At 41.1% G+C, this 16,865-nt stretch carries 14 protein-coding genes; 6 read left to right on the top strand and 8 right to left on the bottom strand.

The features are described 5' to 3' along the window. Position 1: 1 nt before the first annotated feature. Positions 2-1,132: an S-(hydroxymethyl)glutathione dehydrogenase/class III alcohol dehydrogenase gene (locus L0B17_RS02110; protein WP_235087237.1), complete on the bottom strand. Its 1,131-nt coding sequence runs from the start codon at positions 1,130-1,132 to the stop codon at positions 2-4. A gap of 141 nt (positions 1,133-1,273) precedes the next feature. Between L0B17_RS02110 and L0B17_RS02105 the strand changes: the two genes are divergently transcribed. Further along, the gene (locus L0B17_RS02105; protein WP_235087235.1) at positions 1,274-2,143 is read left to right on the top strand and encodes a LysR substrate-binding domain-containing protein; all 870 of its coding nucleotides are present in this window, start codon (positions 1,274-1,276) and stop codon (positions 2,141-2,143) included. A 28-nt stretch (positions 2,144-2,171) separates the two neighbouring features. Here L0B17_RS02105 and L0B17_RS02100 read toward each other — a convergent pair whose 3' ends face one another. The 6 genes from L0B17_RS02100 to rpmH all read right to left on the bottom strand — a co-directional run bounded on the left by L0B17_RS02100 (position 2,172) and on the right by rpmH (position 6,630). Next, a complete protein-coding gene (locus L0B17_RS02100; RefSeq protein WP_235087234.1) occupies positions 2,172-2,783 on the bottom strand; it encodes a 3'-5' exonuclease in 612 nt (203 codons plus the stop codon). Positions 2,784-2,809: 26 nt separating this feature from the next. Beyond that, a complete protein-coding gene (gene mnmE / locus L0B17_RS02095) occupies positions 2,810-4,171 on the bottom strand; it encodes a tRNA uridine-5-carboxymethylaminomethyl(34) synthesis GTPase MnmE (RefSeq protein WP_235087232.1) in 1,362 nt (453 codons plus the stop codon). 96 nt (positions 4,172-4,267) lie between these two features. Continuing rightward, a complete protein-coding gene (yidC, locus tag L0B17_RS02090; protein ID WP_235087230.1) occupies positions 4,268-5,896 on the bottom strand; it encodes a membrane protein insertase YidC in 1,629 nt (542 codons plus the stop codon). A 3-nt stretch (positions 5,897-5,899) separates the two neighbouring features. Beyond that, positions 5,900-6,154, bottom strand: coding sequence for a membrane protein insertion efficiency factor YidD (yidD, locus tag L0B17_RS02085; RefSeq protein WP_235087228.1), 255 nt, complete (start codon positions 6,152-6,154; stop codon positions 5,900-5,902). Then, a complete protein-coding gene (gene rnpA / locus L0B17_RS02080; RefSeq protein ID WP_235087227.1) occupies positions 6,121-6,477 on the bottom strand; it encodes a ribonuclease P protein component in 357 nt (118 codons plus the stop codon). Before rnpA ends, yidD begins: the two co-directional genes overlap by 34 nt. 15 nt (positions 6,478-6,492) lie before the next feature. Further along, positions 6,493-6,630 (bottom strand): 50S ribosomal protein L34, encoded by a 138-nt coding sequence (gene rpmH, locus L0B17_RS02075; RefSeq protein WP_006083827.1) that lies wholly within the window; start codon positions 6,628-6,630, stop codon positions 6,493-6,495. Between the two features lie 446 nt (positions 6,631-7,076). On the opposite strand from rpmH, the gene dnaA reads away from it, so the two are divergent. The 5 genes from dnaA to L0B17_RS02050 all read left to right on the top strand — a co-directional run bounded on the left by dnaA (position 7,077) and on the right by L0B17_RS02050 (position 14,704). Further along, positions 7,077-8,465: a chromosomal replication initiator protein DnaA gene (dnaA, locus tag L0B17_RS02070; RefSeq protein WP_226412258.1), complete on the top strand. Its 1,389-nt coding sequence runs from the start codon at positions 7,077-7,079 to the stop codon at positions 8,463-8,465. 19 nt (positions 8,466-8,484) lie between these two features. Continuing rightward, on the top strand, positions 8,485-9,585 hold the full coding sequence (gene dnaN, locus L0B17_RS02065) for a DNA polymerase III subunit beta (protein WP_235087225.1): 1,101 nt from the start codon (positions 8,485-8,487) through the stop codon (positions 9,583-9,585). A gap of 96 nt (positions 9,586-9,681) precedes the next feature. Continuing rightward, a complete protein-coding gene (gene recF, locus L0B17_RS02060) occupies positions 9,682-10,764 on the top strand; it encodes a DNA replication/repair protein RecF (protein ID WP_235087223.1) in 1,083 nt (360 codons plus the stop codon). Positions 10,765-10,779: 15 nt separating this feature from the next. Further along, positions 10,780-13,197, top strand: coding sequence for a DNA topoisomerase (ATP-hydrolyzing) subunit B (gyrB, locus tag L0B17_RS02055; protein WP_235087222.1), 2,418 nt, complete (start codon positions 10,780-10,782; stop codon positions 13,195-13,197). 445 nt (positions 13,198-13,642) lie between these two features. Then, on the top strand, positions 13,643-14,704 hold the full coding sequence (locus L0B17_RS02050) for an HDOD domain-containing protein (protein WP_235087220.1): 1,062 nt from the start codon (positions 13,643-13,645) through the stop codon (positions 14,702-14,704). 82 nt (positions 14,705-14,786) lie between these two features. On the opposite strand, the gene glyS is transcribed toward L0B17_RS02050, so the two are convergent. After that, positions 14,787-16,856, bottom strand: a complete 2,070-nt coding sequence (gene glyS / locus L0B17_RS02045; RefSeq protein WP_235087219.1) for a glycine--tRNA ligase subunit beta — start codon at positions 16,854-16,856, stop codon at positions 14,787-14,789. Positions 16,857-16,865 lie beyond the last annotated feature (9 nt).

The following is a 16,865-nucleotide window of genomic DNA, read 5'->3' as shown; positions in this document are numbered from 1 at the left end:
ATTACTTATTAAAGTGAATTACACTGCGAATACTTTCACCTTTATGCATTAATTCAAATGCATCATTAATACCTTCAAGTCCCATAGTGTGGGTAATAAAGTGGTCTAATTTGAATTCACCTGCTAAGTATTGTTCAACAATACCAGGTAATTCACTGCGTCCTTTTACGCCACCAAATGCACTACCACGCCATACTCGACCAGTTACCAATTGGAATGGGCGGGTTGATATTTCTTGGCCTGCACCCGCAACACCGATAACGACAGACTCTCCCCATCCTTTATGACAACATTCTAGTGCGCTGCGCATTACGTTGACGTTACCAATACATTCGAATGAGAAATCAACACCGCCATCAGTCATTTCAACAATCACATCTTGAATAGGCTTATCAAAGTTTTTAGGATTAATGCAGTCGGTTGCGCCTAATTTTTTAGCCAGCTCAAATTTAGATTCATTAAGATCAACACCAATAATTCGACTAGCGCCAGCCATGGTTGCACCGATAATTGCTGATAAACCTATTCCACCTAAACCGAATATAGCGACTGTATCGCCTTTTTGAACTTTAGCTGTTTTCAGTACCGCCCCCATACCTGTAGTAACACCACAACCTAATAAACACACTTCTTCAAGCGGGGCTGTTGGGTTAACTTTTGCTAATGATATTTCCGGTAATACCGTGTATTCAGAAAATGTTGAACAGCCCATATAGTGAAAAATAGGCTCGCCATCTTTAAAGAAACGAGTGGTGCCGTCAGGCATTAAGCCTTTACCTTGGGTTTCACGTACTGCGCTACATAAGTTGGTTTTACCTGAAGTACAGAACTTACACTTACCACATTCAGCGGTGTAAAGTGGAATAACATGATCACCCACCTTTACACTAGTAACACCTTCACCGATCATATGAACGATACCGCCACCTTCATGACCTAAAATAGCTGGAAATACACCTTCAGGATCATCGCCAGATAAGGTGAAAGCATCGGTGTGACAAACGCCCGATGCCACAATACGTACCATGACTTCACCCGCTTTTGGGTACATCACGTCGACTTCTTCTATTTTTAACGGTTGACCTGGTCCCCAAGCAACGGCGGCTTTAGATTTTATAAATTGTGCTGACATATGGTTATTCCTATTTTGGGTTACTTAAGCTAGGTTAACAAAAAATCTCTCTACATAGTGTAGATCATAAAACTATTGTAATTGTTTTCTGTAAGATGATAATTAGCTTATATTACAAATCACTTTTACGAGGGTGTAACAATGATGCCATGGGATGGGGTGGTCGAGTTTGTCGCGGTTGCACAAACGGAAAGTTTTACTCAAGCTGCTAGCCGCTTGGGCATATCTACTGCACAGGTGAGTCGCCAAGTGAGTCAGCTTGAGAATAGACTGACAATAAAATTATTTTATCGTACCACACGTAAAGTATCACTCACCGAAGAAGGCGCTATATATTTTCGTCATTGCCGCCAAGTGCTTGATGGTCTTGAAGAAGCTGAACGTGCTGTTTCTCGTTTACATCATTCTCCGCAGGGGTTAATTAGAATGACCGCACCAGTCACTTATGGTGAAAGGTTTATTATGCCTATCGTGGTTGATTTTATGGCGCAATATCCTCAAGTTGAAGTCATTTGCGAATTAACCAATAAACAATTGGACTTGGTAGATGGTAGTTATGACTTGGCTATTCGATTAGGGCGTTTGGCCGATTCTAGTTTAATTGCTAAGCGGCTTAGTAGTCGGCGCCAATATGTCTGTGCTTCACCAACCTACTTAAAGCAATATGGCGTACCTGAATATTTAACCGATTTAAATCAGCACGATTGCTTAATTGGTACTAACAGCCACTGGCATTTTGATGAGCAGGGTAAAGAGAAAGTGGTTAAAGTGCAGGGACGTTTACAATGTAGCAGTGGCATGACTTTACTGGATGCAGCATTAAGGGGAATGGGCATTGTGCAACTACCTGGTTATTACGTTAATGATGCTATAGCACAAGGCCAACTGACGGTGTTACTGGCTCAGTACCAACAGGCAAAAGAAGGTATTTGGGCCTTGTATCCGCAGAATAGACATTTGTCTGCTAAAGTGCGTTTATTGGTCGATATGCTGGCTGATAAATTACCTTAATCTATATCATTAATGGAGTTTAAATCCTTTATAGATTGGCTAAATATCGATTAATTTGCGTTTTGGGCAGGCTGGATATTTTATTGATAATATCCAAGGTTATCTGGTGCTGTGGTAATTGCTGTTGCAGTATATTAAGTTGATGTAACCAAAGGTGACTGGTCATGGTGGCGTCTGCTAAGGCACGGTGAAATACACCGTCGTTAGGCAATTGGTGATAATTTACTAATGTACCGAGTTGATGGTTAGGCGCATCTTGGCTGATCCGGCGCGATAATAACAAAGAGCAGGCAAAGTGGCCGTTATAGTGCAGCTTATTATGGTTGAATTCAGCATCTAAGAATTTTTTATCAAAACTGGCGTTGTGCGCCACTAAATTAAATCCATCGATAAACTTGGCAAATTGTGCCATCACTTCTTTAGAGCTAGGGGCGTGCTTGAGCATGCTATTGCTAATACCGGTATATTGTTCAATAAAGCTGTTTACCCGTTTACCTGGATTAATGAGTTTTTGAAAAGTATCCACTATTTGGCCATCAATCAACTTCACCGCGCCAATTTCAATGGCGCGATCACCATTGTCAGGTGATAAACCCGTGGTCTCAAAGTCGAGAACGACAACACGATTAGCAAGCGTCATAAAATATAAGCCTATTTATCTATCCACTATTTACCAATACAGAATGAGCCGAATATCTTGCCTAGCAAGTCATCGGAGGTAAATTTACCGGTTATTTCGGATAAGGCCATTTGGCACATGCGTAATTCTTCTGCCAGTAACTCTCCTGCTAAATACACTTCAAGCTGTTCTTTGCCTAGCATTAAATGGCTTGAGGCTAAATCTAATGCTTCTAAATGACGGCGACGGGCAATAAAGCCACCTTCTAGGTTACTTTGATAGCCCATTAACGATTTAAGATGCTGTTTCAGATCTTCAATTCCTAAACCAGTTTTAGCCGAAATACGATAAACACTGTTACCTTGGACTTCGGTATTATCTAAAACTTCACCGCTTAAATCCGCTTTATTACGAATAACGGTAATACCTAATCTTGGTGGTAAGCGGTCAATAAAGTCTGGCCAAATATCATGTGGGTTGACGGCATCGGTTGTGGTGCCATCGACCATAAATAACACTCTGTCAGCAGTGGCTATTTCAGCCCAGGCGCGCTCAATACCAATTTGTTCAACGGTATCTGTTGTATCACGTAAACCTGCTGTATCGATGATATGCAGTGGCATGCCATCAAGGTGAATATGCTCACGTAACACATCACGGGTTGTACCAGCAATTTCAGTCACAATGGCGGACTCTTTACCTGCTAATGCATTAAGTAAGCTTGATTTACCGGCGTTAGGACGACCAGCAATAACCACTTTCATGCCTTCGCGGATAATTGAACCTTGCTTTGCACTGGCTTGAACGTGGGTTAATTTGTCGATTATTTTATACAGCGCATTGGCAATTTTTCCATCGGATAAAAAGTCGACTTCTTCATCTGGGAAATCAATCGCTGCTTCAACGTATAAACGTAGGTTGGTGACTTGCTCAACTAATTGATGAACTTCCTTAGAGAACTCACCTTGTAATGACTGCAGCGCGCTTTTAGCGGCTTGTTCACTGGTTGCATCAATTAAGTCTGCAATGGCTTCAGCCTGGGTTAAATCAAGTTTGTCGTTCAAAAATGCCTGTTCACTGAACTCACCCGGTTTAGCAATACGAATGCCGTCAACTTCCATAACACGCTTTATTAGCATGTCTAATACTATTTGGCCGCCATGACCTTGTAGCTCTAATACATCTTCACCAGTAAATGAGTTAGGGCCTTTGAAAAACAAAGCAATGCCTTGGTCGATAACCTGACCATCGCTACTATTAAAGTCACAATACTCTGCATAGCGGGTTTTTGGCACATGGCCAATTATGGCGGTGGCCACTGAGCTAGCTAAGTCACCTGATACGCGAATAATGCCTACGCCACCACGACCGGGTGCAGTAGCTTGTGCCACAATAGTATCTGTTGTCACGGTTATTTCCTGCTAAATCATTAATGGAAAAGGCGGCCAATTAAGCCGCCTTTTTTATTATTAAACTATATAATTAGTTTACTGCAGAGCTTGGGCTTATTTTAAGCCTTTTTTATCAAGTCCGGCATAAATAATCTTTTGTTGGGTAATGGCCACTAAGTTACCTACTAACCAGTAAAGTACTAAACCTGCTGGGAACCATAGGAAGAACACGGTAAAGATAACCGGCATCCACTGCATCATCTTAACTTGCATTGGGTCCATAGTCGGTGCCATTGGTTGCATCTTTTGCATTAACCACATAGACACACCCATTAATAATGGGAGTACATAGTAAGGATCTTGTACCGATAAATCGTTAATCCATAGCATGAATGGCGCATGACGCAATTCATAACTTTCAAGTAGTACCCAATAAAGTGCGATGAATATAGGCATCTGTAACAAGATAGGTAAACAGCCACCAAGTGGATTTACTTTTTCTTTCTTGTACAGTTCCATCATAGCTTGACCCATCTTTTGACGGTCATCACCAAAGCGTTCTTTCATATCCGTTAGCTTAGGCTGCAGGTTACGCATTCTAGCCATAGAGGTATATTGCGCTTTGGTTAATGGATATAACAAACCACGTACAGTTAAGGTAATTAGAATAATCGCCATACCCCAGTTACCCACAAATGATTGATAGAACATCAATAACCAGTGAATTGGAATAGCTAACCACCAAAGAAAACCGTAATCGACTACTAGGTTCAAAGACTCAGAGATAGCAGATAATGCTTCTTGATCTTTAGGGCCAACATAGAATTGCGATGAAATTGTTTGCTCAGCACCTGGTGCAATATCATATATTGCACCACGGAAACCTATGTTAGCTAAACCACCCGCACTGACGCTTGAAAAAATGATGTTTTGGTCATTAGCCGGTGGCACCCAAGCTGAAACAAAATAGTGTTGTAGCATTGCTGCCCAACCACCTAATGTTTTCTTGTCTAGGTTTTTGTCTGCCATGTCATCAAAGCTGTATTTCTCATAACGAGTGTCTGCCGTTGAGAATGCCGCACCGCGATAAGTTGGCATCATCATGCTGCCTTCGCTTTCTTTGATGCTGTGCTTAATTTGGCCATACATTTGAACTTGCAGTTGTTCAGCTGAAGTGTTGTTTATGCGGTAATCAACGTCAATACTAAATTTACCACGGTGAAGTACAAAGACTTTCGTGTAAGTAACGCCGTTGTCAGCAACAAAAGTTAATGGCACTTCTACACTATCCTGGTCATCAGCTAAGGTATATTGCTGTGACGAGCTAGTATAATGTGCGCGACCTTTTGCACTGCTATCAATACCATTACGGCCAATTAAGCCGCTTTGGGCGATATAGTAGATGTCTTTTGTTTGCTCAAGTAGCACAAAAGATTCTTCTTTATCGATTTCAAGTCTGTGTCCAACTAATGCTGAATAAACAATATCACCACCCACTGGATCAATTTTTAATACTAATTGGTCAGTAGTAATAGTGATAAGTTCTTTAGATGCACTGACCACTTCCGGTAGGGAAGTATCTGCATCTGGAACATCAGACGTTTGAGAATGATTTGCCGTCGATGCTACAACCGATGATTCAGTTGCGACGGGTTGTGGTGTGTTATCTGTTTGCCATTGCTGCCACATTAAAAAGCTGACAAACAGCAAACCGATTAGCAATATATTGCGTTGAGATTCCATAGCCTATTTATTACACCTGTCATTTTTGGGTGGGACGGGATCACTTCCGCCAGGATGTAAAGGGTGACATTTTAATATGCGTTTGATTGCAAACCAACAACCTTTTGCCGTTCCATGTGTTTTTATTGCTTCAATAGCATAATGTGAACATGTTGGATTGAATCGACAACGCGGTCCAATCATTGGGCTGATAAGAAGTTGATAGCCACGAATTAACGTGGTTGCTAGCCATTGTAACGGCGACTGAGTTTGCGCCATAGCTTTTCTATCAATTTATGTAGTTCTGCATTTTCCATTTCCATCACGCCATTTCTGACTAATACTACGATATCTATGTTGGGGATGTCGTGTTGATGTAAACGAAAACTATCTCTTATCACACGTTTAATACGATTACGTTGATTAGCACGTTTAACAAAACGCTTGGCAACAGTTAATCCTAAACGGGGATGTAGCTCTTGGTTTGGAACGGCGAGCAGAGTTATTTCAGCAGAGGATGCTTTGATTGGATTGGAGAATACAGATTTAAATTGCGCGGGAGTTAACAAACGTAACTCCCGCGTAAAGGTATAGCTAGTCACCTAGTTATCTACTTATTAAGCAGACAAACGAGCGCGACCTTTCGCACGACGACGTGCAAGCACCTTACGGCCGCCTACAGTGGCCATACGAGCGCGAAAGCCGTGAGAACGCTTGCGCTTCAGGTTGCTAGGTTGAAAAGTACGTTTACTCATGATGGCAATCCGTCTTTGTTAGTGAATTTGCCTTATCTCCAACATTAGAGGTAAGGGTAAAAAAGAGGCCGAATTGTAATCACTTTAACTCTCAGCGTCAACAGCCAAAATGGTTATATGATAAATTTCTGCCAATGAACCTTCGTTACTATTCGGTAATTACCACAATATTGTGTGGATAACTCTGTGTATCAACACAATATCTAGTGGTTTTGGAACTATCTTACTAGATCGAAGATAGCGCATTATAGATCATTCCGGATCGGTTAATAAAGCGGGAGTTGCATCATTTTTACAAAAAATAGATCGGCTTTGATCTTTAATGATCGAAGATATCCACATACAATGATCGCCTTGGGGATAAATATTAGATTAACGATAGCGATCATCCTGATCTCACTATAGAATAGATCTCCTTTTGTTAACCTATTTTGGGGAAGAAATAAGTGGCGGTTTCACTTTGGCAACAATGTATCGGTAGGCTGCAAGACGAATTATCGGCTCAGCAGTTCAGTATGTGGATCCGTCCGTTACAAGCTGAAATGGACGGTGATACCTTAGTTCTTTATGCTCCGAATAGATTCGTATTAGATTGGGTACGTGATAAGTACATTAATATCATTAATCAATTTTTTACCGAGCAAATGGGCAGTAATGCGCCAAAACTGCGTTTTGATATTGGTAGTCGTCCTTCAGCTCGCCAAACCCCAGTGGTTTCAGCGCCTGTTTATGCAAAGCCAAGTGGTCATCAAACTAAGGCGCGTGTTGGTACAACCTTCAACACCCAGGCTGACCCTGTAGCCAATGCTAATCATCGCAGTAATATTAACCCTACTTATCAGTTTGATAACTTTGTTGAAGGTAAATCAAACCAATTAGGTAAGGCGGCTGCATTACAAGTTGCTGAAAATCCAGGTGGAGCCTATAACCCGTTATTTTTATATGGCGGCACAGGTTTAGGTAAAACTCACTTATTGCATGCTGTCGGCAATGGCATCATTAAAAATAATCCCAATGCAAAAGTGGTTTACATGCATTCTGAGCGTTTTGTGCAGGACATGGTTAAAGCGCTGCAAAATAATGCGATAGAAGAATTCAAACGTTACTATCGCAGTGTTGACGCATTATTTATTGACGATATTCAATTCTTTGCCAATAAAGATCGTTCACAAGAAGAATTTTTCCATACCTTCAATGCGTTATTAGAAGGGAATCATCAGATCATCTTAACTTCAGATCGTTATCCTAAAGAGATTGACGGTGTAGAAGATCGTTTAAAATCACGTTTTGGTTGGGGGTTAACCGTGGCCATTGAGCCACCAGAGTTAGAAACCCGCGTAGCGATTTTAATGCGTAAAGCACAAGAGAGTGGTATTAACCTTCCCGATGAAGTGGCTTTCTTTATTGCCAAGCGTTTACGCTCTAACGTGCGTGAATTAGAAGGCGCATTAAACCGTGTTATTGCTAATGCTAACTTTACTGGCCGCCCAATTACCATTGATTTTGTCCGTGAAGCGTTACGTGATCTCTTAGCGTTACAAGAAAAGCTAGTCACGATAGACAATATTCAGAAAACAGTGGCAGAATACTACAAAATAAAAATGGCAGATATGCTGTCTAAACGTCGCTCGCGTAGTGTGGCAAGGCCAAGACAAGTGGCGATGGCGCTATCTAAAGAACTCACAAACCATAGCTTACCTGAAATAGGTGATGCATTTGGTGGTCGTGACCATACAACCGTGCTACATGCTTGTCGCAAAATTGCACAGCTGCGCGAAGAAAGTCACGACATTAAAGAAGATTATGCCAACTTAATTAGAACGCTTTCTTCTTAATTCAGGGAATACTGACACAATGAAATTTTCAATTGATAGGGATGCACTGTTAAAACCATTGCAATTGGTCTGTGGTGCCGTGGAACGTAGACACAACTTACCCATTCTTGCCAATTTACTTGTTGAAGTTAGTGACAACTCACTTAAGTTAACCGGTACAGATTTAGAGGTTGAACTGGTTGGCCAAGCCGCTATTCAAGGTGATGTTGTTACTGGGCGCACAACGGTTCCAGCTAAAAAGCTGTTAGATATTGTTAAATCATTACCTGACTCATCTGAGCTGCATATTGAACAACAAGATAATAAATGGTTACTGCGTTCTGGCCGTAGCCGTTTTTCATTGGCCACATTACCGGCTGAAGATTACCCTAATGTTGAAGCTTTTCAAGCGGATATTGAATTTAGTATAAAGCAGGGTGTGTTGAAGTCGATTATCGATTCAACCCAGTTTTCAATGGCTAACCAAGATGTGCGTTATTATCTCAATGGTTTATTATTTGAAACCGAAGGTAATATGTTGCGTTCTATTGCAACCGATGGCCACCGTTTAGCATTAAGCCATCGTAAGGTTGAACAAACACTGCCAGAAAAACAAGTGATTGTACCGCGTAAAGGTGTGGTTGAAATGTCGCGCTTATTGGATAGTGAAGATCAAGATATTACTATCAGTATTGGTGATAACGCCATTCGGGCGGTAACGGCAAATGCAGTCTTTACCAGTAAATTAGTTGATGGGCGCTTCCCAGATTATCGTCGCGTGTTACCAAAAGGCGGTAATAAAATTGTTATTGCCAGTCGTAATCAGCTTAAACAGGCGTTAACTAGAGCATCCATCTTATCTAACGAGAAATTCCGTGGTGTACGTATTCAGCTTGAGCCAGGCTTATTAAAAATTACCGCTAATAACCCTGAACAAGAAGAAGCCGAAGAGATTATTGATGTTGATTATGATTCAGATAATTTAGAAATAGGCTTTAATGTTAGCTATTTACTGGATGTCCTTAATAATCTTGCCAGTGATGAAGTGCGTATTACCCTAATTGATGGCAATTCCAGTGCCTTAATTGAAAATCATCTTGAAGAAGACTCTATGTATGTGGTTATGCCAATGCGCCTATAAGGGCGTTGTGGTAGTCTACTAACCATGGTTAACAAGGTGCTTATAAGCACCTTGTTTTGTCTTTAATTCAGCACGTTTAGTTACCCATAGGTTTGCATGAATCTTAGCCGCCTTACTATTAACTCTTTCCGTAATATTTTGTCTGCTAACCTTAGCACTGGCAATGGGTTAAATTTGATTTATGGTCAAAATGGCAGTGGCAAAACCAGCATTCTTGAAGCTATTTTCTTTTTAGGTATGGGACGCTCTTTTCGTAGCCACTTATCGCAACGGGTGATTAATACCGACGCCGACAATTTAGTGCTATTTGCCCAACTTATCGATGATGAAGAACACACCAAAATAGGTTTGCGCCGCCACCGTAGTGGCGAAATCGAAGTTAAAATTAATGGCGATAAAGTGAAAAAACTGTCGGTATTAGCTGAAACATTACCTATTCAGGTGATCACTCCAGAAAGTTTTTCATTACTGTTTGAAGGACCAAAAGCCAGACGGCAGTTTATTGATTGGGGGGCGTTTCATTCTGATCCACAATTTTACCAAGCTTGGGTCAATACTAGACGCATTTTAAAGCAAAGAAATCAACTTCTTAGAAATCAAACCGCCTATTCTCAAATACAGTTTTGGGATAAGGAATTGGTGCGGTATGCTGAACAGGTCACTGATATACGAAATCACTATGTAGACTCGTTAAATGAGCTACTAAAGGGTATAATCAATGAGTTTTTACCTCAGGTTAATATTAATGTTTCCTTTACCCGAGGGTGGGATAGCAAAACGGATTTTTCGCAATTATTAGAAAACCAATATCCTAGAGATTTAGCCAGCGGACATACCGCAAGCGGCCCGCATAAAGCGGATTTACGTTTACGGGTAGGTAATTTGCCTGCGCAGGATGCGTTATCCCGTGGTCAATTAAAATTATTAGTCTGTGCACTGCGTATTGCACAGGGAAAGTTGCTCAAACAACAACTGAATAAAAACAGCATTTATTTAGTCGACGATTTACCGTCAGAGTTGGATGCACAGCATAGGCAGCTATTGTTGAAACAGTTAACTGAAACCGGCGCACAAATATTTGTCACCGCTATCGAACCTGCAGCAATAGTCGATTCGTTAACAAGTCCACCCGACAGGATATTTCATGTTGAAGATGGACAAGTAACGGTTATTGAATAACAACGAGAGAGAAATATGTCAGAGAATAGTTACGATTCTTCGAGTATTAAGGTGCTAAAAGGCCTTGATGCAGTACGTAAGCGCCCTGGTATGTATATTGGTGATACTGATGATGGTACGGGCCTTCACCATATGGTATTCGAAGTCGTCGATAACTCTATCGATGAAGCGTTAGCCGGTCACTGTAGTGACATTACTATCATGATCCATACAGATGGTTCAGTGTCTGTCAAAGATGATGGCCGTGGTATCCCGGTTGCTATTCATGAAGAAGAAGGGGTTTCTGCCGCTGAAGTGATCATGACTATCCTGCATGCTGGTGGTAAGTTTGATGATAACTCATATAAAGTCTCTGGCGGACTTCATGGTGTCGGCGTATCGGTAGTTAATGCATTATCAAAAAAACTGCAGTTGACTATTCGTCGAGCGGGTAAGATTTATGAACAGTTTTACACCCATGGTGTGCCTGATTCACCTATTACCGAAATTGGCGATTCGGTTAAAACCGGTACTGAAATTCGTTTTTGGCCAAGCTCTGAAACGTTTACCAACGTAGAGTTTCATTTTGATATTTTAGCCAAACGTGTTCGTGAGCTCTCTTTCCTTAACTCAGGCGTCGGTATTCGCCTTGTAGATGAGCGTGAAAACAGAGAAGAGTTCTTTAAATATGAAGGCGGTATTAGCGCGTTCGTCGATTACTTAAATCGTAATAAGACACCGATCAACAAAGAAGTATTCCATTTTGTTCAAGAGCGTGAAGACGGCATAACCGTTGAAGTGGCTATGCAATGGAATGACGGTTATCAAGAAAATATTTTCTGTTTTACTAATAACATCCCTCAACGTGATGGTGGTACTCATTTAGCCGGTTTCCGTGGTGCGTTAACCCGTAACTTGAATACCTACATGGAGCGTGAAGGCTTTAATAAAAAAGGTAAAACTAGCGCCACAGGTGATGATGCCCGTGAAGGCTTAACAGCGGTTATTTCAGTTAAAGTGCCAGATCCAAAGTTCAGTTCACAGACCAAAGATAAATTAGTCTCAAGTGAAGTGAAAAGTGCAGTAGAACAAACCATGGGTGAGAAGTTAAATGACTACCTATTGGAAAACCCAGTTAACGCTAAGTTGATTGTCGGTAAAATTGTTGATGCCGCTCGAGCCCGTGAAGCAGCGCGTAAAGCACGTGAAATGACACGTCGCAAAGGCGCATTAGATTTAGGTGGTTTACCGGGTAAACTGGCCGATTGCCAAGAGAAAGATCCTGGTCTTTCTGAAATATACATAGTGGAAGGTGACTCTGCTGGCGGTAGTGCCAAGCAGGGGCGTAACCGTAAAAACCAGGCTATTCTGCCGTTAAAAGGTAAAATTTTAAACGTAGAAAAAGCTCGTTTTGATAAAATGTTATCTTCACAAGAAGTCGCCACGCTGATTACCGCACTGGGTTGTGGTATTGGCCGTGATGAATATGATCCAGATAAAACCCGTTACCACAATATCGTTATCATGACCGATGCTGACGTCGACGGCTCACATATTCGTACCTTGCTGTTGACCTTCTTCTTCCGTCAAATGCCTGAACTTATTGAACGTGGTTATGTGTATATTGCACAACCACCTTTGTATAAAGTTAAAAAAGGTAAGCAAGAACAGTACTTAAAAGATGAGTTAGCGCTAACTGAATACCTAACAACCCAAGCTTTAGATGGCACCCATGTCTATCCAAGCCAAGGTGCACTTGGCATGAGTGGTGAACCATTAGAGCGTTTAGTGACTCAGTATCGTGAAGTTGAAAAAATCATTAAACGTTTAGAAAAACGTTTCCCGATGAACCTAACCGATCGCATGTTATATCATCCAGAAGTCACGTTAGAGATGTTAAGTGACGAAGCGCGAATGACACAATGGTGTAAAACCTTTATCGATGAGTTAGTTGAACGTGAAAGCAGCGGTATTATTTTCTCTGCAGAAGTTATTCTTGATCCTGAGCGTAAGGTGTATACCCCAAAAGTAATTATTCGTAAGCACGGTATTGATACTAGCTACGTATTTGGATATGACTTTTTCACTTCAACCGACTACCAGCGTATTGCTAAATTAGGCGCAGCTTTAGACGGTATGATTGAAGAAGGCGGCTATGTACAACGTGGTGAGCGTTTAAAAGAAGTGGATAGCTTCTTAGAAGCGTTAGATTGGACTATAAGCGAAGCTAAACGCGGTTTATACATTCAACGTTACAAAGGTCTGGGTGAAATGAACCCTGAGCAGTTGTGGGAAACTACAATGGATCCTGAATCACGTCGTATGTTGCGAGTTATGATTGAAGATGCGGTAGCTGCCGATCAACTGTTCACTTGTTTGATGGGTGATCACGTTGAGCCTCGTCGTGAGTTTATTGAAACTAACGCGTTAAATGTGGCTAACTTAGACGTCTAGTTTTCAAACTAAACGTAATGTTGAAAAAGGAAAGCTTAGGCTTTCCTTTTTTTATTGGTATATTTTGCCTTTTATTCAAGGTTGTGGGTAACCTCTATTCGGGTTAACAGATGAATTTTATGTTGCTAATTTTAGCTAAAATGAACTCTAATTAATTCTGCTAAACTTGAACAGTTTGAGTTTAGCTGTTTATCGCGATGAGTTATTGAGGTTTTTGAACGGCTCAAGAATAAAGTTATTTTGATAAGTACCGCCTAAATTAAGCTGGTGGGCTTATTAAAACCAACAATTCGCTGCAAAAATAACCTTGAAATTTCAACAGGCCCTAGTCTCGATTTAATTGCTGCGCTATGTCAAAAAACAGTACCCTCTAGCGCTCAATTTTATGCCAGGGTGCTATGGTTAAGTCATAGTCTTTTATTCACCATCATTTTAGGTCAAAGCCGTGGTCATAACATTTTTTAAGAAGTTATTTAATATTCGCGATAATGCAGAACAAGCTAAGTTTACTGGAATATCAAATACTGAAAAATTAAAAGCTACATCGGGTATTAATGCCACCGAACGAGCTTTGGTTAAATCAGAGTTACAGGTTAATGAGGCAGAGCAATTGTCATCAATTGATGTCTCTGCGTTATTTTATAGCTTACTTTTTCCTGTGCAACAGCAATGTACTGGCATAGCCAACAATCTTGAACGCCAAGTGATGGGAAAAATTGAGGTTGCGTTAAGCTCCCCCAAAGAGATAGCGGAAAATGTTTTAAAACTGCCCAGTAAAATAGTTGAACTAGATAATAAGTTGGCTAATCAAGGTGTCGATATTAAAGAGGTATTGCAATTAATTGAACAAGATCCTTTGTTAAGTGTTGAAGTACTAAAACTGTGTAACTCCACAATGTTCAAACGCTCTGATAAAGAAGTGACCAATTTACAGCAAGCTTTAGTGCAATTAGGCCGAGAACAATTAAGACAGTTTGTGTCGGCTTGTTTAGCCCGAGAAATGATAGATATTAAGCCAATTTATTTTCGTCGTTTTGGTGCCGAAATATGGCGTCACTCAATGCAAGTGGCTTTTCTATCTAGCGAGCTTGTTGTGGGGGAACGTGATAGTGCTTTTTTATTAGGCTTATTACATGATGTGGGTAAAATTGCCATTTTCAAAATATTGATAGATGCTTTTTATCAGGCCGAACCTGACGAGCAGCCTAATTCATTATTATTTAGTCAGCTGATGACCTCAAAATCACTGATGTTAAGCGCTTTATTAGCTCAGTACTGGCAATTACCAAATACCTTTGCTGAAAATCTATCTTTGCTGGCTAATACTAATGTACCACCCAAGTCTGGTGCGGCTAAAGCGGTCTGGCGAGCCAATGTGATAAGCGAATGTTCCATGCTGCTGCAAGCGAATAAAATATCAGAAGAAGTGCTGATTAAGCTATTGAGTCAAGTGGATATTACCCGTGAATATTTTGAAGAGCTACATCAGAAATTATTACGATTTTAAATATTGTTAAAGACATAAAAAAAGCGCCTAGGGCGCTTTTTTATAATAGATATTTAACCTAACAGTTAGTGCAAACCTGAAGTTACTGTAAAACCGAAATATCAGCCACATGTAAAAACTGATCACGTAAGCTATTAAGTAATGCTAAGCGGTTATTTTTAAGCGCTTCATCATCAGCCATTACCATGACATCTTCAAAGAAAGTGTCTACGCTTTCACGTAAATCGGCTAACAAGGTTAATGCCTGCTGATAATCTGCATTAGCAAATAATGGTGCTAACTCTGGTTGCAGCTGAGTTAACTTATCCGCGAGGGCTTTTTCTGCTGGTTCAACTAATAAGCTTTGATTAATCGTTTCAGGCAGTGTGCCTTCAACCTTAGCCAAGATATTAGATACTCGCTTATTGGCTGCGGCAAGTGCTGTAGACGCTTCTAAACTACGGAAATGTGATACTGCTTTAACACGACTATCAAAATCAGCCGGACGAGTAGGGCGACGAGCGAGTACCGCCAAGATCACATCAACTTGAATGCCTTTATCTTGATACCAACTGCGGAATCGCGCCATAAAGAATTCAAGTACATCATCAGCGGTTGTTTTATTGCTAAGGCTACCACCGTGCAGTGTTTGCGCTTGAGCAATTAACTCGACTAAGTCTAATGGCAAGTTGTTCTCTACAATAATACGTAGAATACCAATAGCTGCACGGCGAAGGGCAAATGGATCTGCAGCGCCTTTAGGTGCTTGACCTATGCCAAAAATACCCACAAGAGTGTCAAATTTTTCAGCTAAGGCAACTGCACAAGATACCGCATCTGTTGGAACTGTATCGCCTGAAAACTTAGGTTTATATTGTTGCTCAATAGCAACTGCAACCGCTTCTGACTCACCATCTAGGCGGGCGTAATGCATGCCCATAGTGCCTTGAGTATCAGTAAACTCCATTACCATATTGGTCATCAAGTCTGCTTTAGATAATAAACCGGCACGACTAGCATCAGCTTCGTTGGCATTTAATTGTGCTGCGATAAAACCTGCCATTGCAGATATACGTTCAACGCGTTGCTTTAACGTGCCTAGTTGCTTTTGGAATACCACAGTTTCTAGGCTGGCTAAACGAGACTCCAGCGTGTGTTTTTTATCTGTGTTGAAGAAAAACTCAGCATCAGCAAGACGTGGGCGAACCACTTTTTCATTACCTGAAATAATTTGCTGTGGATCTTTAGATTCAATGTTAGTGACAAAGATAAAGTTAGGCAGTAACTTGCCTGCGTTATCAAACACAGGAAAATACTTCTGATCGCCTTTCATGGTGTAAACCAAAGCTTCAGCTGGCACGTTTAAGAACTTTTCTTCAAAGCTGGCGGTTAATACTACTGGCCATTCAACTAATGAGGTGACTTCTTCAAGTAAGCCATCTTCCAGTTCTGCTATACCACCAATAACCGCAGCAGCTTTTTCTGCATCGGCTTTAATCAGGGTTTTACGAGCATGATAATCAGCAATCACTTTGCCTTGTTCTTTTAGCATAGTGATGTAGTTGTCTGCATGATCTAACTCAAATGTGGCTTTACCCATAAAGCGATGGCCACGAATAGTTCGTGCAGATTGAATGCCTAATACTTCACCCGAAATAGACTCGCCGCCTAATAACATGGTGACAGTATGAACTGGGCGAATAAACTGAGTTTTGTTATTACCCCAGCGCATTGGCTTTGGAATTGGCAGTTTATCTAATGCTTGCTGAGTCATGTCAGCAATAAGGCTGCTTGTGGTTACGCCAACAACCTTGGCTTGATGAACTAACCACTCACCTTTGTCGGTCACTAGGCGGTCAGCTTGTTCTACGGTAATACCGTTGCCTCGTGCCCAGCCCTGAGCTGCTTTGGTTGGGTTACCGTCAGCATCAAATGCTGAACTGACAGCTGGGCCGCGTTTCTCAACCACTTTATCCGCTTGCGCTAACGCTAACTGGGTAATGCTAATAGCTAAACGGCGCGGTGCTGCATACCAAGTCGATGCAGTAAAAGGTAAATCTGCTTTGGTTAGTTCAGCTTCAAAGTTAGCTAAAAATGATTCTGCAAGTGTACGCAGTGCCTTTGGCGGTAACTCTTCAGTACCAATTTCAATGAGTAAGTTTTCAAATTTCATCGTTTACCT

The organism is Shewanella sp. OMA3-2 (assembly GCF_021513195.1).
Taxonomy (GTDB): Bacteria; Pseudomonadota; Gammaproteobacteria; order Enterobacterales; family Shewanellaceae; genus Shewanella.
This window is presented reverse-complemented; position numbering and strand designations above follow the sequence as displayed.